The following is an 18,077-nucleotide window of genomic DNA, read 5'->3' as shown; positions in this document are numbered from 1 at the left end:
CGACGAGGAACCGACATCATGAAACGCATCCTCTGGTGGGCGATGAGCACCCTGACGCTCGTCGTCATGCTCTTCAGCTATCACACCTCCACCGAAGCGGTGGCCGCCGGCGGCACCAATATCGCTGTGCCGCAGACAAGTTCGAGCACGGATATCCAGGCGCAGGCGAGCGCGACGACGACGTCCGGCTCGTCGGGCGGCGACGGAACCTCGGGAACGGCCAGCGCGTCGAGCTCGAGCTCCTCGGCCGACTCGTCGGCTTCGAAGACCTATACAGGAACGTCGGTGGACACCCGGTGGGGCCCGGTCCAGGTGCAGATCACCGTGGCGAACGGCAAGGTGACGAAGTCCGAGGCCATCGTCTACCCGACCGAGAACGGACGCGACGTGGAGATCAACTCCGTCGCCGTGCCCACGCTCAACGACGAGGCCGTCACGGCGCAGAGTGCGAGCATCGACATGGTCTCCGGCGCGACGTACACGTCGAACGGCTACATCGAGTCGCTGCAGTCGGCTCTCGACCAGGCGAACCTGTGACCACCGCCGTGACCGCCCCCATCGCCGTGCGCACCACCGACGCCGTGCGCACCCGAGCGCCGTGGTCGACCCGTGCCTTCGTCGAGCACACGATGGGGATGGCGATCTCACTCCACGTCCGCGCGCTCAGCATCGACCTCGAGCGACGCAGCGACGAGTTCGCGGCCGCCGCCGAGCGGGCCTTCGCCGCCCTCCGCCGCGCGGACGCCGTGTTCTCCACCTACCGCGCCGACTCCGACCTCATGCAGGTGCGACGCGGCGAACTGGCCGAGGCCGACGCCGACCCGTGGCTCGCCGAGATCCGCGCCGTCGCCGACGAGGCGACGAGCGTCACAGGCGGGCTCTTCACCGCCGACCTCGTCGGCCCCGACGGGACGCGCGGCTTCGACCCGACAGGCGTCGTCAAGGGGTGGGCGATCGAACGGGCCGCCGACGTCCTGCGCGCCGTGCCGGGCATCGTGTTCTGCCTCAATGCCGGCGGTGACATGGTGACCGCGAGCGGCCCGTGCGCCGACGCGCGCATCGCGCGGACGTGGCGGGTGGGCATCGCCGACCCCCGCGACGCGCGGCGCATCACGACAACGCTCGATCTCACGGACGGTGCGCTCGCCACGAGCGGAACCGGGCAACGCGGGGCGCACATCCTCGACCCACGCAGCGGGCGCCCCGCCGAATCACCCTTCTCCTCGGTGACCGTGGTGGGCCCGGATCTCACGTGGGCCGATGTCTGGGCGACCGCGGCCTTCGTCGATCCCGACGCCCTGGCCTTCTCGCGCATGGCCGCGAGCTATCGGATGGCCGCCTTCACCCACTGAGCCCGCAGGCTGCGGCATTCTGGCCTGGTGACGAACCTGACCCCGCCGAGCCGACACGACGAAGCCACCGCGGTGCGCGCGCACGCCGAACGTCTGGGTCTGCCCGGCCTCATCGACGTCCACACCCACTTCATGCCGCAGAACGTGCTCGACAAGGTGTGGGGCTACTTCGACGCCATCGAGACCACGGCGGGGCCGTGGACGATCACCTACCGCACCGACGAAGCCGAGCGCGTTGCCACCCTGCGTGACTTCGGCGTCACCCGCTTCAGCTCCCTCAATTACCCGCACCGGCCGGGCATGGCCGAATGGCTCAACGCCTGGTCGCGCGAGTTCGCCGCGAACACGCCGGAGGCCATCCCGAGCGCCACGTTCTACGCCGAACCCGAGGCTCCCACCTACGTCGCCGAGGCCCTCGACGCGGGTGCGCAGATCTTCAAGGTGCACATCCAGGTCGGCGGCTACGACCCTCTCGATCCCACCCTCGACGACGTGTGGGCACAGCTCGAGGCGAAGGGCGCGCCCGTCGTCATCCACTGCGGCTCCGGCCCGATGCCAGGTGAGTTCACGGGTCCTGACCGCGTCGAATCGCTTCTTGAGCGCCACCCCGCGCTGACGCTCCTCATCGCCCACATGGGCAACTCCGAGTACGGGCGCTTCCTCGACCTCGCCGAACGCTTCGAACGCGTCCACCTCGACACGACGATGGCGTTCACCGACTTCACCGAATCGCTCACGCCGTACCCGCGCGAGTATCTGCCGCGCCTCGTCGACATCGGCGACAAGGTGGTGCTGGGCAGCGACTTCCCCAACATCCCTTACCCCTACATCCACCAGCTCGACGCCCTGGCGCGCCTCGACCTCGGTGACGACTGGATGCGCGGCGTTCTCCACGACAACGCCGCCAGACTGCTCGAGCCCCGCTCCTAGCTGGTGACGTTTGCTGCGGTTGGTGACGGTGCAACGTCACCAACCGCAACGAACGTCACCACGAACGCGAGGGGCGGCTCGGCACGTGAAGGCCCGCGTACCATCGTCCGGTGACTGCGAGCCCCGACGCCCTCACTGACGCCCAGACGCGTCAGCTGCTCGTCTACCTCGCGGCCGCGCACATGGCCGGCGGCGCCGGTGCCCACGAGGCCACCGAGGACGTCGTGCGCGCAGCCCGCGCGATCGGTCTCCCCGGTGCGCAGATCAACGCCACCCCGGACGGTGTCACGCTCAGCCTCGGCCACGGCGCCCCGGCGACGTTCGAGTCGATCGAGGGCTCCCTGCGCCTCGACCAGACGGCCCGCGTCGCCGGCATCCAGCACGGCCTCGAGACGGGCGCCCTGACGCCGACCGCCGCGCTCGACGCTCTCAAGGGCCTGCGCGCGCAGCGTGCCCGTTTCCCCGTCACCGGCATGTACCTCGGTGGGTTCACCGTGGCGGCGGGCATTGCCGGCATCCTCCAACCGACGTGGCCGAGCGTGCTGTTCGCAGCTGTGGCGAGCCCCATCACGATCGCCCTCATCCGCCTCACCGGGCGACGCCTCGTACCGAGCGCCCTCCTGCCGCTCTTCGCCGGATTCCTCGTCGCCGCGGCGGCCTTCGCCGCGTTCCAAGCGGGCTTCATCACGAGCCCGCTGCGGACGATGTTGCCGCCCGTGGCCGTCCTGTTGCCGGGTGCCCTGCTGGTCACGGGCTTGTCGGAACTTGTCGCCGGGGCCATGGTCTCCGGCGCCTCACGCCTCGCCTACGGCACGACCCAGCTCGTCATGTTCGCAGCCGGGGTCGCCGGCGCGAGCATCCTCCTCGACGTGCCCCCGGAGGCCTTCGCCAACGCGCGCGTCGACGAGATCGGCCCGCTCGCGGGCTTCGTCGGCCTCTTCCTGCTCACCCTCGGCATCTGCTTCATGGAGTCGGTGCCGCGCCGCCTCGCGCCCGGGGTCCTGTTCGTCACCGCCTCGACGTACGTGACGCAGTGGTCGGTGCAGAACTGGGTCGACGCCCCGGCCTGGGGTGGCGCGCTCGCAGGCGCCTTCGTCGCGAGCTTCAGCGCGTGGGTCATCGCCCTGGCCCGCCCGACGCTGTCGCGCATGGTGCTCTTCCTGCCCAGCTTCTGGCTCCTCGTTCCCGGCTCGTTGGGCCTCGTGACGGTGACCCAGCTCGGCATCGACCCGCGCGAGTCGTGGCCGACGGCGATGAACGCGACGAGCGTCGTGCTCGCCATCGCCCTCGGCCTCGTCTTCGGCACGAGCGCCGCCCGAGCCCTGCGCTTCACGATCCGCCGCGGCCTTCGCCGCCGCGCGGCGTCTACCCTGGTGGAATGAGCAACTCTCCGCGTCTGCGCGTCTTCCTGCTCGGCCTCGCCGGGGTGACCCTGGGTATCGCGCTGGCCAAGCTGTCCGGAGGTTCACTCGCCGCGGTCGTCGCCATCGTCCTGGCGCTCATCTGCTTCGTCCTGTTCCGCATGCGGACCGGTCGCTGATCACAACCTCGGGAAATTACTGTCAGGTAACTGTTTCGTCTCCATTCGCCGCAGTGACGCACGCATGTTCACGGCGCGTGGGCACAGTGATGGAGACCCCTTCCTGAGAGGAACCGCCATGACCAACCACACCGACCGTCGCCGCGTCGACGGTGACATCACCTTCTCGACGGCCGCATGGATCGCGATCGACGTCGCCGCCCTCGGCGTCCTCGTCCTGCTCCTGTGGATCTTCCAGCCGGACAAGGGCCTCCTGCCCGAGCCGAGCTGGCTCATCGACCCGGTCGTGGGCTGGCTCATCGGCAACATCGTCGGCTTCGTCGCCTTCCGCGCGCTGCTGCGCATCCCGCCGGCCGCCGTGGCCGCGGCGTGCCTCGTGCTCGTCGCGCTGTCGCCTGTCGTTTTCGTCAAGTACCCAGCGATGGGTGCGTTCTTCGCGGGCCTCGTCATCGGGCTCGGGTCGGGTGCGCTCATCCACCGCGCCCGGGTCGAACAGGCCTGACGCTCCGCGCGCACGAAGGCGCCCACCCGTCGACTTCACGGGTGGGCGCCTTCATGCGTACCGGACGAGCTACTTGAGGCCCGCCGCGGTGGAGCAGTTGCCCGTCGCGGACGCTCCGGAGAGTCGCTGCACGACCCAGTCACGCGCGGTGAGCTGGTCGGCCAGCATCGGGTTGGCGTGGTTGAGAAGCGACTTCGGCCCGAGCGCGAGGCCCGGAATCGGCGCGTACGTCACGTTCGCGCCCTTGCCACACCAGTCGAGTGCGAGCTGCTTCGACTGAGCGTGCGGGACGACGTCGTCCGCGACGCCCGTGGCGACGCGCACGGCCGCCGTCGGCTTCATCGTGCCGGTGCGCTGCGCGCGCACGAACCCGGTGACTTCCTCGTTGCGCGCCATGACGGCCGCGATGGGCTCACCGGTGGCCGTGAAGTCGCTCGTCTTGCGGTAGCCGTAGGACACGACGGTGTCGACCGTGCACTGACCCGACGTGCGCGAGAGCATCGTCTTGCCCGTGGCGTTGACGCTCTCGTCGGCGAACGCCTTGACGGCCGCGCTCGCGCTGGCCGCCCCGTTGATGAAGTAGCCGATGACGCCCGCGATCGGGCTGCCGTCGACACCGGCGAGCACCTTCTCGAGGTCGGCCGGCGGGGCTCCCACGTAGGCGGCGGCGACGTCGAGATCCGGGGCGTACGTCGGCGCGGCCTCGACGGCAGCGGCCGAGGCGCCGCCGCCCTGGGAGTAGCCGTAGGTTGCGACCTTGGAGTTCGCCTTCACGGTGGCGCCGGGCACCTTGCTCGCGACGCGCGCGGCGTCGAGCATGGCGTGCGCCTGGTCGTCACGGTTCATGTACGTGTGCGGGCGGCCCGGCGTACCGAGCCCGATGTAGTCGGTGACGACGACGGCGACGCCCTTGGCGAGCAGGTTGTTCATACCCTGCGTCTCGTAGTTGACCCCGAGCGACCCGGGCGTCGAGAGGTTGATGGAGCTCGCCAGCATCCGCGACGGCGCGCACTGGTCGCCCTGGCCGATCGTGCCGACGCCGTAGACGACGACCGGGCGCGGACCCGGGCCCTTCCACGCGGCCCACGGCTCGATGTAGGCGCCCGTGACGGCCGTGGGCTGCCCGTTGTCGTCCTTGGAGGAGTACATGATGCGGGTCGTGTTGCCCCACATGTTGAGGCCGGTGAAGAACTTCTCCGACTTCATGAGGGTGCCCGGCTGAGCCGGAACAGCAGCCGGGGGCGTGTAGAAGTCGCCCGTCGCCGCGGAGGCGGAAGAGGCGGTGGCGGTCGTGGTGACGCCGAGGCCGAGGGAGGCGGCACAGGCTAGACCGAGGGCGGCGGTGAAACGGGAGGGTCGCACGACGGGTCCTTCGTTCGGGGTGTGGTTTACGTCACAGTAGCCAGCCCGATCGCCCGATTGGGCCCCTTCCCGAAACTCGAAAAAGGTCGCTCGTCCGTCTCGTGGCGTCGACCGCGCGGCGTCAGCGCGCTCCGGTCCGCGCGAACGCCGAGCGCGGCGAAGCCCCGGACACACTGGACTCCGGTCCGGCCTGCGGACCCCGATCGAGAATGCGCGCGACATCCTGCGCAAGCTGCACCGTGGCCTCGATCTCCACCCTGCGAGTCGAGACGCTCTCGACGTTGAAGCCGAACGGCAACCCGAGATACCGGCAGAAGCGCGCCAGTTCGTGCGCGGCCGCGATGCAGTGTTCGTACGACGCCTCGAGCGTGTCGTGACTGCGGCGCAGTTCGTTCTGCACCCAGCGCGGCACGTCGACTCCGAGCCACTGGAGGAAGTCGAGCGTCTTCTCCGAACCGCACAGCGACAGGGTGAACACGAGGCGCGCGGGCGCGACGCCACGCTCCTCACACGCATAGACGTAGTCGGAGATCACGTCCTTCGCCTCGCCCGTGTCATAGACGACCTGGCTGACGAAGAAGCCCACCCCACCGTCCTGCTTGCGCAGCAGACGCTCGTGCTCGTCCTTGCTCCGCGCGTGCCGTTCGGGAATGACGACGCCACCCAGCAGCACGTCACGCTCGACCTCGGCGTGCACCTCAATGGCGCGCGGCAGACTCGTGCGTACGGGTTTGTCCGTCGAACTCGATCCGACGAAGACGGTCGCGTCACCGTCGGCGCACTCGTGGAGGAACGAGGCCAGTTCCTGCTCCTCGTACTTACCGACGCAGCGGTAGACGATGGCGTTGCCCTGCCACGCGGACAGAGGCCCGGCGAGAAAGGCCGCAGGGTCCATCGTCTCGAGGTAGGGGAACGGGCGGTCGTCACCTGCACGGTCGGATTCGTCGTCGAGGTCGTAAAGGATAAGCGCGTCGACATCCAGTTTGTCGAGGCGCGAGAGAGCTGCGTCGGCGATCTCCTGAACCCGCTCGTCGCTCGTCGTGCGCCGCGGTGGCGTCATGGCGAACAGCAGGAGTTCGCGGTCACCGGAGACGAGGTCGGAGAAGGGCGCGGCAGGGTCACTCATGGGTGTCGACCCTAGAGGCGACCCCGCCGCGTCACCGATTCACAGGACGGAGGATGAGACGCCCACCAGCGTCTGCGCCTCATGTGCGCGCGTGTCGACGTAGCGCAGCTGCGTGGCGAAGAACGAACCGGGGATTCCGCCCAGCTCGGCCATCGCCTCGGGCACCTTGCGACGCGGCACCTGGTGCGCGACGGTGACGTGCGGCAACCACACGGCCCGGCGCAGGCCCGGCACGGCAGCACGCAGGCGACCCACGGCCTCGGCCAACTCCGGATCGGGCTCGACGAGACACGCGAGGAAGACCTCGGGCCCGTCACCGAGCGCGAGGATGCCACAGACGTCGAGGCGCGCCGGCAACATCGCCCCCACGATGTCGCGCGCCAGCTGCGCCGCCCCCTCCGGCATCGATTGTGCAGGCGCCAGCACGACCCGGGGCGCGCGGGTCATCGGCGCCGACGATTCCACTCCATCTGCGGTGAGGCCGGCGAACCGCAGGCTCTCCTGTGCACACTCGACGTCCGATTCGCCCCCCCGACGTCGAGCCCCCAACTCGATCATGATGTCGTTCATAAATCGATCGTCTGCATGATGGGTGTGCATGGCATCTATTTAAGAGAAGTAACCGCACGCAAATGCGCGAATAGCTTTGCCCGGCAATGATTTTCGTTGAAAAGTCTCTTTATGCACGTGTTGGGAAAATCGCCCACAGACGGTATGGAATTAAGAAACTATCGTCAGGAGGACGCGCTCGGACGCTGCCTCAGACGGTGCTGAACGAAGTACACGAGTGCCACGACGACCAGCCCGATGACGATCTTCTCTGCCACGCCGACGTACGGCTCGATCACCGGCCAGTTCGCTCCGAGGACATAACCGGCGAGGACGAAAGCGGTGTTCCACAGGAGGCTGCCCATCGTCGTCAGGACGGTGAACTTCCACACGGCCATGCCGGTGAATCCTGCGGGAACGCTGATGAGCGAACGGAACACGGGCACCATGCGCCCGAGGAACACGGCCTTGTCGCCGTGGCGGGCAAACCAGCGCTCAGTACGTTCGAGATCCTCGACCTTCATGAGCGGCATGCGATCCAGGATGCGCACGAGCTTCTCGCGGCCGATGGCTCGGCCCAGCCAGAACAGGGCAAGTGCACCGATGACCGAGCCCGCCGTCGTCCAGAGGATGGCTCCCCACAGGGTGATGACGCCCTGGGCCGCGGCGAAACCCGCGATCGGCAGGATCGCCTCGCTGGGAATCGGCGGGAAGAGGTTCTCCGCAGCGACGAGCAGCCCTGCCCCCACGCCGCCGATGCTCTCCATGAGGTCGACGGCGAAACCGGCGATGCCGGAGGTGGGTCCACCTTCGACACGCTCGGCGGGCTGGACGGCGAGGACGATCGTCATACCCGCCAGTTTCTCAATTCCCCCACGGTGAAGCGAAATTCATCGGGGCTGCGGCCGCGTTGCTCACACCAGGCGTGTCAGCCGTCGTGGCGCGGCGATTCGTCCGGCTCCGGCGCCGCGTGGCGCCCTCGTGGTGCCGGGTGGTCACCCGCGTCGGAGTCGGCGTCAACGTCCGTGTCGTCAGCGGTGTCGGCATCGCCAGCGTCCTTCTCAGCCGGCTCGCGCGCCTCGCTCGCATCGGCCTCACTGTGCGACGGCAGGTGGTGCTCGACGAACTCGCCGACGACGCCCACCGAGTCGTCCTCGATCTCGCTGACACCCTGTGGCGAGAAGCGGTAGGTGTTGTTGCCGACCATCCAGATCATCCACAGACCGGCGACGGCCCAGGCCAGCACGACCCACAGCGGGCGTTCGAGGTCGACGCCCCCGAAGTAGGACAGGGAGCGCACCGCGTCGACTCCCGCGCCGTTGGGCAGGTACGGGCCGACCGTGCGCCAGGGCTCCGGCAGCACGTCGTAGGCGAACGCGCCACCGGCCGAGGGGTTTCCGAGGATGACGAAGATGAGGATCGACAGGCCGATACCGATCGTGCCGAACAACGAGGTGAGCCCGTAGGTGAACGTGCTCACGGCGAAGACGAGTGCCGCCCCCATGAGCGCAATGGGCCAGAAGTCACCGCGCAACGCGTCGAGGCCGTACTGCGCGATAGCCGTGCCGACGACGCCCGACAGGAGGGCGTAACCCGCGAAGAGGAGGAGGCGCATGCGCGCGCCGAGAGCGGAACGCGCACGAGTGCCGACGGCCGTCGTCATCGCCGAGGGCAGGAGGTAGGCGCCCACGAGCCAGGAGAGCACGAGGTAGAACGAGGCCGTACCGCGAGCGTCGTCCGGCGCTGCCTTGACGAGATCGTGCGTCTTCAACCCGCGTTCGGCCTTGTCCGCGACGTTTCGGCCGACCGTCTGCGCGACCTGGGCGCGCGAGGCGCCCTGAGCGGAGGCGTAGTACAGATCGTCGCTGCCCTTCTTCTCTGTCTTCGACGGGTTGAACACGTAGACGCCGACGACCTTGTCCTCGCGCACCTGCTGAAGCGCCGCCTTCTCATCGGTGCTGATCGTGGCGCGCACCGGCTGACCCTCGACGGCGTTGAGCTTGTTCGCGATGTACCCCGCGTTGCCCTCGTGGTGGCTGACGACGAGGAACGGCGCGTTCTTCGCGTCAGGCTTGCCGAAGGCGCCCATGTAGGAAAGACCCATGAGCCCCTGCACGAGGATGCACATGAACGCCAGGATGATCATGCGCGGCACCATCGAGCGGACGAACTGCCTTTGGTCGTTGTGAGCGGACACCGACGCGGGTTGAGACATGAGAGAACTCCTCAAGAACGGGACACCTCACACTATGCCTGTTCCGGACGCTCCGAAATCTCAGCGTCGGCGGCCGACTCACACGAACGTCACCAGCTTCGCGGAATGTTGCGCAGGTTCGAGCGTCCCATGGCGACGGCCTCGCCGGCACCACCGTTGAGGACGATCTTGCTCATCGCCGTCGCGAAACCGAACACCTGGTCGCTCGTGATCTTCGGCGGGATCGACAAAGCCCTTGGGTCGGTGACCACGTCGACGAGGCTCGGACCCTTGTGGGCGAACGCTTCGGCGTAGGCCGCCTCAAGGTCCTTCGGATCCTCCACGCGCACCGCGTGCCAGCCCATGGCCTCGGCGATGGCGGCGTAGTTGGTGCCGGGCACGTCGACACCGAAGTCAGGCAGCTTGTCGACGAGCATCTCGAGCTTGACCATGCCCAGCGTCGAGTTGTTGAACAGTACGACCGTGAGTGGAAGGTCGTACGCGTGCGCCGTCAGCATGTCGCCCATGAGCATCGACAGCCCCCCGTCACCGGACATGGAGACGACCTGCCGCTCGGGGTAGGCGAACTGAGCGCCGATCGCGTGGGGCAGCGCGTTGGCCATCGAACCGTGCAGCGCGGACGAGATGAGCCGTCCGCGACCCGACGGGTGGATGTAGCGCGCCGACCACACGTTGCACATGCCGGTGTCGGCCGTGACGATCGCGTCGTCGGCGAGCGTCCGGTCGAGCACCGACGCGGCGTACTCCGGGTGGATCGGCGTGTGCTTCTCCACCTTGCGCGTGTAGGCGCCGACGGCCTTGTCCATGAGCTTCTCGTGCTTCTTGAGCATGCGGTCGAGGAACTTCGAGTTCTTCTTCTCCTCGACGAGCGGCAGGACGGCGGCGAGCGTCGCCCTCACATCACCGTGCACCGGCAGATCGACGGCCGTACGACGTCCGAGGTGTTCGGGGCGAGTGTCGACCTGCACGGTACGTGTGTCGGGCAGGAACTGGTCGTACGGGAAGTCGGTGCCGAGCATGATCATGAGGTCCGCGTCCTCGATGCCCTCGGCGACGGCTCCGTAGCCGAGCAGACCCGTCATACCCACGTCGAACGGGTTGTCGTACTGGATGAAGTCCTTGCCGCGCAGCGAGTGCCCGATCGGGGCCTTGATCTTCTCCGCGAGCGCCATGAGCTCGGCGTGCGCGCCCTCGCACCCGGCCCCACCGAAGATCGCCACGGTCTCAGCGCGGTTGATCTCGCTCGCGAGCCGACGCACGACGTCGTCGGTGGGCATGACGACGCCCTTCGTCGGGATGGCGACGGGGGTGACCTCGGCCGTGGCCTCCTCGTCGGCGATGTCACCGGGCAGCGTGACGACCGAGACGCCTCCGATCGACACAGCGTGCTGAATGGCGGCCTGCACGACCCGCGGGCTCTGCGTCGGTGTGCTGACGAGTTCGGAGTAGACGCTGCACTCGATGAAGAGGCGGTCCGGGTGGGTCTCCTGGAAAAAGCCCTGGCCGATCTGGGCGCTGGGAATGTGGCTGGCGATCGCCAGAACCGGCGCACCCGAGCGGTTGGCGTCGTAGAGGCCGTTGATGAGGTGGAGGTTCCCCGGGCCGCACGAGCCCGCGCACACGGCGAGTTCACCTGTCACCTGCGCGTCCGCGCTGGCGGCGAAGGCTGCGGCCTCCTCGTGACGAACGTGGATCCAGTCGATGCCGCCGCGAGCCGCACCGCCGGTGCGACGCACCGCATCGACGATCGGGTTGAGACTGTCGCCCACGATTCCGTAGATGCGGCGCACCCCTGCGGCCTGCAACTGCTCGACGATCTGCTCTGCCAGCTTCATCCGTACTCCTCGGCATCGACGGGCCGCACCCGCGCTTGGCGGGGCGTGGAAAAACCCTAAAAGCTCTGATCAGTCAAGTACCAGCCACCGATAGCGTCAACCGCTCGCACGTGTGACGCTCGCCGCCGGCGCGCGAAAGCGGCCCCAGCGCGTCCCGTGCTCCCGGCATACGGGGAACTTCCCGCCCACGCGGGTGGGCGGGAAGCGCGCCGTCAGGCCTCGACGATGTCCTGGCCGAGGTAGCGGCCCGGACGTGGCGCCGCAGGCAGGAGGTAGACCCCCGAGCCGATCGGTGTCGTCCAGGTGTTGAGCAGGTCGGCTTCGGCCAACCGTTGCTGGATGGGGACGAACTGTCTGACCACGTCGGCGCAGAACGCGACGAACACGAGCCCGCGATCACTCGTGCCGTCGTCACGCGCGACCTCGTAGCTGTACGGACGCCGCAGGATCCGCTCACCCGTCTTCTTCGGCATCGCCCGCGGCACGTGCGCCGCAGGGTTGATGACGGTGAGGCCGAGCTCGTCGGTCTTCTCGAGGTCGATCGGATCGGTGGCCTTCGTCCCCGTGAGCGGAGCGCCGTTCGTCAGGCGCCTGCCGATCGCGTTCTCCTGAGCCGTGCGGTCGAGCGACTGCCACACGTCGACGTCCATGCGGATGCGGCGGATGACCATGCCGGTCGTCCCCTCCATCCAGGACGCGCCGGGCTGGGCCGCGTTCCACACGCGGCCCGCCTCGGTGCCCGCGACGTTCGGCTGCTCCATGCCGTCGAGCTGACCGAAGAGGTTTCGCGTCACCCCGCCGTCGCTCGGGCGAGCTCCAGCGGCGAACCCCCGTTGCTGCCAACGCGGGGTTGCCGTGCCCTTGAGTGCGCTGACTAGCTGACCGACGACGTGACTCACCGTGACCGGGTTGTCGGTGTCGACCTGGACGACGAGATCCGTTTGCTTCCACGGCTTCTCGAAGTCGTCGATCGTCATGGACGGAATGGGCTTCAGCCACGCGGGAGCCTCGGCCCGCATGCCGTCGAGGTCGAAGACGCGGGGGCCGAGGCCGACGGCTATCGCCACGTCCCCGGCTCGTGGAGCCAGTTCGTGAGCAACGTCGGGCAGGGGTGACGCGCCCTTGACGAAGCGCGCCGCCGCGTCGTCCAGGACGACGAGGGCGCGACGCAGTTCGTCCTTCGTCGCGTCGTCCGGTAGGTCGAGCCCGACCCAGTGCGCGTGCGTGCCGGGCTTCGTCGTGACGCCGCTCTGACGCGGCGGCCCGGAGGCCACCGTCCAGCTGGCGCGTTGGGCCGATGTCGCCGCCGACGACGAGCCGCGAGACTGCGCCTCGCAACCGGTGAGCGCCAAGGCGCCGAGGCCGGAGAGCGCACCGGCGACAACACCTCGTCGCGTGGGACGAACTGCCGGCGTTGCGTCGTCGCTCGTCACCGGGCAGGGGCCGGCGAAGAAGTTCTCCATGGGTTCCTCCGGACCGGGCGCGGGGCGTGAAGCCTCGCGCCCGGCCGTGTCGGGACGAGTGGGATCAGTGCGACGACGAGTGCGTCATGCCGGGCATTTCTGACGTGCCCGATGCACCGGACGACGGCGACGCGTCACCCGACCCGGCGTCGGAGTACTTCTCCTTGGCGCCGTCGTAGGCCCGCACGGGGAACGTCAGCTTCGTGCTCGAACCGTCCTTGAACGTGATGGTGAGCTGCTGCTCGTCACCGGCCGCGAGCGCCTTGCTCAGGTTCATGAACATGAGGTGGTTGCCACCAGGGGCGAGCTTCAAGGTGCCACCGGGCGCCAGCGTGAAGTTCGACGTCTGCTTCATCTCCATGCCGTTCGCGGTCTTCGTCGTGACGTGGAGTTGGACGGGCCCGGCGTTGCCCTTCGCGCCGGTGATGACGACGGGCTCGTTACCCGTGTTCTTCCAGGTGCCGAAAGCGGCGCTCATGCCGCTCTCGGCTGCCTTGGCCCAACCGTCTGAGGCCTTGAGGGAGGTCGCCATCGTCACCTTCGACGAAGTGGACGACGTGCTCTGGGGGCTCTTCGACGACGCAGTGTCGTCCTTCGAACAGGCTGCGGCCGTGAAGGCGAGCGGGGCGATGAGCGCGGTGGCGGCGACTCGGCGAACGGTGGGCAGGGTGGAGCGAATCATGGTGAGGACTTTCGTTTCTCGTGCCGCACGCAGGCGGCGGCGCCTCGATCACTCGGGGGTGCGCAGGTAGCGCGTCCCGGTGAGGGCGCGTGGGGTGGAAATCAGTGCGAGAGAACGAAAACCGCAGGCGGCGCGCGGGAGGCGCGAGGGCTGCGCACAAACGTCGGACGAGGCACTCGGACGGCGTCGAAAGCCGTGTGGCGGACGACGAACTGGCCCCAGGCGGGGACGACGAGGTACGGCAGGACGCGGCGCAGTGTCCACGCGAGTGCGCGTTCGCCGTACGCGAGACACAGCGAGAAGAGCACGGTGGCGACGATGTGAGCGGCCGCCATCTGCGTCCAGCCCTCGTCGGCCTCGACAAGTTGCGGTTGCACATGGTGCCCGGCCGGCATCGACATCGTCATGACGGCGTGCAGCAGAACCTGCGCGAGGCCCATGACGACGACGATCTGGACGAAGCTCCAGCGGCGCCTGCTCAGCGTGAACATGATCGGCGTGCCGACGGCGGCGAGAAGGACGAGCAGCCCGACGGGCGCTTCGTGGGCGCCCCCGACGACGTGGGCGATGCCGGCGCTACAGGCCGTGAGGGCGGCAACGAGCAGGCTGCGCAGAAGGCGCACCGTCGTCGTCGGCCCGAGGCTCATACGATCAGCCTATTGCACTGCCCTTTCGCGTTTGCGGGCGCGTGGCAGCCTTGGGCGGAGCCGAGCGCCCCGCCCGAGAGGAACCCCATGCGCCCCATCGTCGTCACCGAATTCATCAGCCTCGACGGCGTCGTCGACTCCCCCGGCGACGGTGAGTACGAGCACGCGGGCTGGACGTTCAAGGACATCGAGTTCGTCCCGGAGGCCTACGCCGTCAAGGGTCGCGAACAGGAGGAGGCCTCTGCGCTGCTCCTGGGCCGCGTGACGTTCGAGGAGTTCGCCCCCGTCTGGCCGACGATGGACGACTTCGCCACGTACAACGCCATGCCGAAGTACGTCGTCTCGCGGACGTTGGACGATGCGGCCGTCACCGACATCGACTGGGCCGACTGCCACGTGCTGCGTTCACTTGACGAGGTCGCAAAGCTCAAGGAGGCCGACGGCGGCCCGATCCTCGTCCACGGTTCGGCGGCCCTCGTTCAGAGCCTGTTGGCTGCCGGGCTCGTCGACGGGTTCACGCTGCTCGAGTTCCCCGTCGTCCTCGGTTCGGGTAAACGGCTGTGGGCCGACGGGATCGGTCGAACGAATCTTCGCCTTCGCAACACCGAGACGTACTCCAACGGCATCCGGCTCGCGGAGTTCGACGTCGTGCGGTGAGGGCGCGCGCAGCTTAGGCCGACGAATTTTCGTCGTCTGGCGCAGGCGCGACAAATTAAAAGACGGTCGTCTGACTCACCATTTCTCCGCCGAGTGGAACTCGCATAACTCGAACTTAGGGACGTGAAAAGTAGGAAACCAGACGGTCTCTTATTATTCTGAGTTCATGAAGACCCAGCTGGCCCAGCGACGCGCATCGACCACCCCGGTCGTGCGCGTAGAGGCGACCCTGCGCAACGCAGGCGCCTCGGTGCTGGCCGCCACCGGAATCCTGGCCTCCCCGTGGATCCTCTTCGCCATCGCGTACAAGACGTACATCTACTTCACCACGGGCACGTGGTACTTCCTGGGCGCGCCCACCCCCATCGGCATGTTCAACCGCGTCGTCCTCATGGGAATTCTTCTCGGAGCGACCCTTGGCGCCACGATGCTGTTCAGTGCCGCTCTGTTACGCAAGAAGCGCCCACGCAAATAAGCACCCTTATGGGTGTAGGTGACTATTCCGTCAACCGCGTAACGTAATACTGATATCCGTTTCTCGGAAAGGTTTCAGCCATGATCACCCTCGGGCTCATCCTGCTCATCATCGGCCTCATCGCGAAGATGTCGATCCTGTGGACCATCGGCCTCGTCCTCATCGTCGTGGGCCTCATCCTCAACCTCGTGCCGATCGGTGGAACGCGTCGACGCGTTTTCTGATCCACACCGTCAGCTGCCTCGGATGAGGGGGAACCATCCGGCGCGAACCGAGCACACGTCACCTGAATCTCGCGGAGCGCCCAGGTGATTCGGGAAAGGTCAGGTTGTGCGCGATATTTCACGCACAACCTGCACGTTGGCGATCAGTCAGGGATGACGCTCGCCCTCACCGGCGAGGATGCTCGCGTAGCCCTCGCGGAAGGTCGGGTAGGTGAGGGTGAAGCCCGTTCCACGCAGGCGCGCGTTGCTCAGCCGCCGGGTGGCCGAGGGGCGCGCCGCGCCCTCGTGCTCCGTGAACGGCTCGGTGTCGACGCCGAGTTCGCGGGCGAGAAACGTCGCAACCTCGCGCGCCGGAGCAGGTGCGTCGTCGGTGAGCAGGTACAGCTCGTCGGCTTCGGCGCTCACCGTGAGCAGGTGGACGACGGCCGCCGCGGCGTCGTCGCGGTGGATGCGGTTCGTCATGCGGCCGGGGTCGGCGAGGTTGCCGGCACGCACCTGGTCGATGAACCACTCGCGTCCCGGTCCGTAGAGACCGCTGGGGCGCACGACGATGCCCCGCGTTCCCACCGGCAGGCCCGCGAGGAAGTTCTGCTCGGCCTCGGCGAGCACGCGGCCCGTGGGGGTGTCCGCCGCATCGGACGAGGTTTCGTCGACCCACGCGTCGCCGTTCTGCGCATGCCCCATCGCGCCGGTCGACGAGACGAACAGGGCCCGCTCCGGCGCCCAGCCGCGTGCTGCGACGTCACGCAGAACGGCGTCGACACCGTCGAGGAAGGTGGCACGGTACCGCTCTTCACTTCGGCCGCCCGCGGTGAGGCAGATGACGAGGAGGCGTGGACCGTCACCAGCACCGTCGAAGGCGGGCAGATCAGGCAGTCCGTCCGAAACGTCGCCCGCCACACCGACGAGCGGAGCGGGCACGAGTGCGGCCCGTCGTCGGACGGCGACGACGCCGCGCCCGGCCGCAGCGAGACGAAGGCCGATCTCGGTGCCGAGATCGCCGGCGCCGATGAGGAGCGTGTCAGCAGTCATGCCACCAGTCTCCCCGCCGGCGACCGGAGCGTCGAAGAACCCTCGATCAGGAGGCGACTCGGACGAGCTTCGTGTTGGCGAATTCCGTGAATCCCCACCGTCCGAGCTGGCGCCCGTACCCGGAGCGGCGCACGCCGCCGAAGGGCAGACCGGCCTTTGTCGTGCCGTGTTCGTCGACGTAGGTCATGCCGACCTCGAGGCGCCGAGCGATCTCTTCAGCCTTCTCGACATCCTTGGCCCAGACGGAGCCGGACAGGCCGAACGACGAGTCGTTGGCCACGCGCACGGCTTCGTCGACGGAGCTGTACGGGAAGATCATCGCGACCGGGCCGAAGATCTCCTCGGCGTACGCGTCCATCTCGCTCGTGACGCCGGTGATCACGGTCGGCGCCATCCATGCGCCGTCCTTGTCGAGCGCATCACGGCCGGCACGCAGCGTCGCGCCCTCGGAGACGGCCTTGCGCACCTGCTCGACGACGCCGTCACGCGCCTCGATCGACGACAGCGGACCCATCTCGGTGGCTTCGTCGAGCGGGTCGCCGACCTTGAGCTCCCCGACCGTCGTGACGACGACGTCGGTGAACTCGGCGAACTTGGCCTGCGGCACGAAGATTCGCTTCGGCGAGTTGCACGCCTGCCCGGCGTTGCTCATCCGCGCCTTGGCGACCGCCTCGGCCGTCGCTGCGACATCCACGTCGTCGAGGACGATGAGCGGGTCTGACCCGCCGAGTTCGAGCACGCTCTTCTTGAGGTTCTTCGCCGCCGTTTCCGCGACGGCGATTCCGGCGCCCTCGCTCCCGGTGAGGGAGACGCCGCGCACCCGCGAGTCCTCGATGATGCTCGTCACCTGGTCGTTGCTGACGAAGAGGTTGATGTACGCGTCCTCGGGTACCCCGGCAGCGTGGAGGATCTCCCCGATGAGCACAGCGGACGAGCCGCAGATCGACGCGTGCTTGAGCAGAATCGTGTTGCCCAGCATGAGGTTCGGCGCCGCGAAGCGGGCCACCTGGTAGTGCGGGAAGTTCCAGGGCGTGACGCCCATGAGCACACCGATCGGGTCGGTCACGACGACGGACGACGCCTCGTCACCGATGTCGAGCTTCTCCTCCTCGAGCAGGGCGGGGCCGTGCTCGCCGTACCAACGGAAGATCGAGCAGGCCAGCTCGACCTCGCCCTTGGCTTCTGTGAGGGGCTTGCCCATCTCCGTCGCGATGGTGCGCGCCAGTTCGTCAGCTCGCTCGTCGTAGGCATCGGCGACGCGCTTCATGGCGTCGGCGCGCGTCTGAGTCGATTCGCGACGCCAAGTGTCGAAAGCTGCGTGGGCACGTTCGACGGCTGCGCGCACGTCGGCGTCGGAGGTGGAGTCGAACTCCTTCTCGACGACGCCGGTGGCGGGGTTCTCGATGCGGTAGGTCATGGATCTCCCTTCGTGCTTCGTGAAGTGATCTCACTTCTCACGAGGGGGAACAGCGGGTCGTCGAGAATC

At 68.1% G+C, this 18,077-nt stretch carries 20 protein-coding genes; 9 read left to right on the top strand and 11 right to left on the bottom strand.

Annotated elements, in window-relative coordinates; all coding sequences use genetic code 11:
• Positions 1 to 18: 18 nt before the first annotated feature.
• The 6 genes from H7F30_RS03975 to H7F30_RS03950 all read left to right on the top strand — a co-directional run bounded on the left by H7F30_RS03975 (position 19) and on the right by H7F30_RS03950 (position 4,324).
• Positions 19 to 537, top strand: a complete 519-nt coding sequence (locus H7F30_RS03975; protein WP_187036864.1) for an FMN-binding protein — start codon at positions 19 to 21, stop codon at positions 535 to 537.
• Positions 534 to 1,352: an FAD:protein FMN transferase gene (locus tag H7F30_RS03970; protein ID WP_255464948.1), complete on the top strand. Its 819-nt coding sequence runs from the start codon at positions 534 to 536 to the stop codon at positions 1,350 to 1,352. The genes H7F30_RS03975 and H7F30_RS03970 overlap by 4 nt, the downstream gene beginning before the upstream one ends.
• Before the next feature lie 27 nt (positions 1,353 to 1,379).
• Complete coding sequence (locus tag H7F30_RS03965; protein ID WP_187036862.1) at positions 1,380 to 2,282, top strand: amidohydrolase family protein; 903 nt, start codon at positions 1,380 to 1,382, stop codon at positions 2,280 to 2,282.
• A 110-nt stretch (positions 2,283 to 2,392) separates the two neighbouring features.
• Positions 2,393 to 3,664, top strand: a complete 1,272-nt coding sequence (locus H7F30_RS03960) for a threonine/serine exporter family protein (RefSeq protein WP_222617847.1) — start codon at positions 2,393 to 2,395, stop codon at positions 3,662 to 3,664.
• Positions 3,661 to 3,822 (top strand): hypothetical protein, encoded by a 162-nt coding sequence (locus tag H7F30_RS03955; RefSeq protein ID WP_165357948.1) that lies wholly within the window; start codon positions 3,661 to 3,663, stop codon positions 3,820 to 3,822. The genes H7F30_RS03960 and H7F30_RS03955 overlap by 4 nt, the downstream gene beginning before the upstream one ends.
• 118 nt (positions 3,823 to 3,940) lie before the next feature.
• Positions 3,941 to 4,324 (top strand): hypothetical protein, encoded by a 384-nt coding sequence (locus H7F30_RS03950; RefSeq protein ID WP_187036860.1) that lies wholly within the window; start codon positions 3,941 to 3,943, stop codon positions 4,322 to 4,324.
• Positions 4,325 to 4,393: 69 nt separating this feature from the next.
• On the opposite strand, the gene H7F30_RS03945 is transcribed toward H7F30_RS03950, so the two are convergent.
• The 9 genes from H7F30_RS03945 to H7F30_RS03905 form a co-directional block, all read right to left on the bottom strand.
• Positions 4,394 to 5,686 (bottom strand): lipase family protein, encoded by a 1,293-nt coding sequence (locus H7F30_RS03945; protein WP_187036858.1) that lies wholly within the window; start codon positions 5,684 to 5,686, stop codon positions 4,394 to 4,396.
• 121 nt (positions 5,687 to 5,807) lie between these two features.
• Positions 5,808 to 6,812, bottom strand: coding sequence for a methylenetetrahydrofolate reductase (locus H7F30_RS03940; protein WP_222617846.1), 1,005 nt, complete (start codon positions 6,810 to 6,812; stop codon positions 5,808 to 5,810).
• A 39-nt stretch (positions 6,813 to 6,851) separates the two neighbouring features.
• Positions 6,852 to 7,382 carry a hypothetical protein gene (locus H7F30_RS03935; RefSeq protein ID WP_187036855.1) on the bottom strand — a complete coding sequence of 177 codons (531 nt, stop codon included), beginning with the start codon at positions 7,380 to 7,382 and terminating at the stop codon, positions 6,852 to 6,854.
• A 164-nt stretch (positions 7,383 to 7,546) separates the two neighbouring features.
• Positions 7,547 to 8,212, bottom strand: a complete 666-nt coding sequence (locus H7F30_RS03930) for a DedA family protein (protein ID WP_187036853.1) — start codon at positions 8,210 to 8,212, stop codon at positions 7,547 to 7,549.
• Between the two features lie 77 nt (positions 8,213 to 8,289).
• Complete coding sequence (locus H7F30_RS03925) at positions 8,290 to 9,576, bottom strand: ABC transporter permease (protein ID WP_129665881.1); 1,287 nt, start codon at positions 9,574 to 9,576, stop codon at positions 8,290 to 8,292.
• 89 nt (positions 9,577 to 9,665) lie between these two features.
• On the bottom strand, positions 9,666 to 11,411 hold the full coding sequence (locus H7F30_RS03920; RefSeq protein WP_187036851.1) for a pyruvate dehydrogenase: 1,746 nt from the start codon (positions 11,409 to 11,411) through the stop codon (positions 9,666 to 9,668).
• A gap of 212 nt (positions 11,412 to 11,623) precedes the next feature.
• The gene (locus H7F30_RS03915) at positions 11,624 to 12,874 is read right to left on the bottom strand and encodes a Dyp-type peroxidase (RefSeq protein WP_187036849.1); all 1,251 of its coding nucleotides are present in this window, start codon (positions 12,872 to 12,874) and stop codon (positions 11,624 to 11,626) included.
• 64 nt (positions 12,875 to 12,938) lie between these two features.
• Positions 12,939 to 13,556, bottom strand: a complete 618-nt coding sequence (locus H7F30_RS03910) for a copper chaperone PCu(A)C (RefSeq protein ID WP_187036847.1) — start codon at positions 13,554 to 13,556, stop codon at positions 12,939 to 12,941.
• A gap of 101 nt (positions 13,557 to 13,657) precedes the next feature.
• Positions 13,658 to 14,203 (bottom strand): hypothetical protein, encoded by a 546-nt coding sequence (locus H7F30_RS03905; RefSeq protein ID WP_187036845.1) that lies wholly within the window; start codon positions 14,201 to 14,203, stop codon positions 13,658 to 13,660.
• 87 nt (positions 14,204 to 14,290) lie between these two features.
• Here H7F30_RS03905 and H7F30_RS03900 point away from each other — a divergent pair, with 87 nt between their 5' ends.
• The 3 genes from H7F30_RS03900 (at position 14,291) to H7F30_RS03890 (ending at position 15,559) form a co-directional block, all read left to right on the top strand.
• Positions 14,291 to 14,860: a dihydrofolate reductase family protein gene (locus tag H7F30_RS03900; protein WP_187036843.1), complete on the top strand. Its 570-nt coding sequence runs from the start codon at positions 14,291 to 14,293 to the stop codon at positions 14,858 to 14,860.
• Between the two features lie 166 nt (positions 14,861 to 15,026).
• Positions 15,027 to 15,335 carry a hypothetical protein gene (locus tag H7F30_RS03895; protein ID WP_187036841.1) on the top strand — a complete coding sequence of 103 codons (309 nt, stop codon included), beginning with the start codon at positions 15,027 to 15,029 and terminating at the stop codon, positions 15,333 to 15,335.
• A gap of 80 nt (positions 15,336 to 15,415) precedes the next feature.
• Positions 15,416 to 15,559 carry a hypothetical protein gene (locus H7F30_RS03890; RefSeq protein ID WP_182434735.1) on the top strand — a complete coding sequence of 48 codons (144 nt, stop codon included), beginning with the start codon at positions 15,416 to 15,418 and terminating at the stop codon, positions 15,557 to 15,559.
• A gap of 147 nt (positions 15,560 to 15,706) precedes the next feature.
• On the opposite strand, the gene H7F30_RS03885 is transcribed toward H7F30_RS03890, so the two are convergent.
• Both H7F30_RS03885 and H7F30_RS03880 read right to left on the bottom strand, forming a co-directional pair.
• Positions 15,707 to 16,591, bottom strand: coding sequence for an SDR family NAD(P)-dependent oxidoreductase (locus H7F30_RS03885; RefSeq protein ID WP_187036839.1), 885 nt, complete (start codon positions 16,589 to 16,591; stop codon positions 15,707 to 15,709).
• Between the two features lie 46 nt (positions 16,592 to 16,637).
• Entirely contained in the window at positions 16,638 to 18,008 is a 1,371-nt protein-coding gene (locus H7F30_RS03880) for an NAD-dependent succinate-semialdehyde dehydrogenase (protein ID WP_187036837.1), read from the bottom strand.
• Positions 18,009 to 18,077: the final 69 nt, after the last annotated feature.

It is taken from the genome of Dermacoccus sp. PAMC28757 (assembly GCF_014302635.1).
Taxonomy (GTDB): Bacteria; Actinomycetota; Actinomycetes; order Actinomycetales; family Dermatophilaceae; genus Dermacoccus; species Dermacoccus abyssi.
The sequence above is the reverse complement of the archived record's forward strand: the minus strand, read 5'-3'. Positions and strand labels throughout refer to the sequence as shown.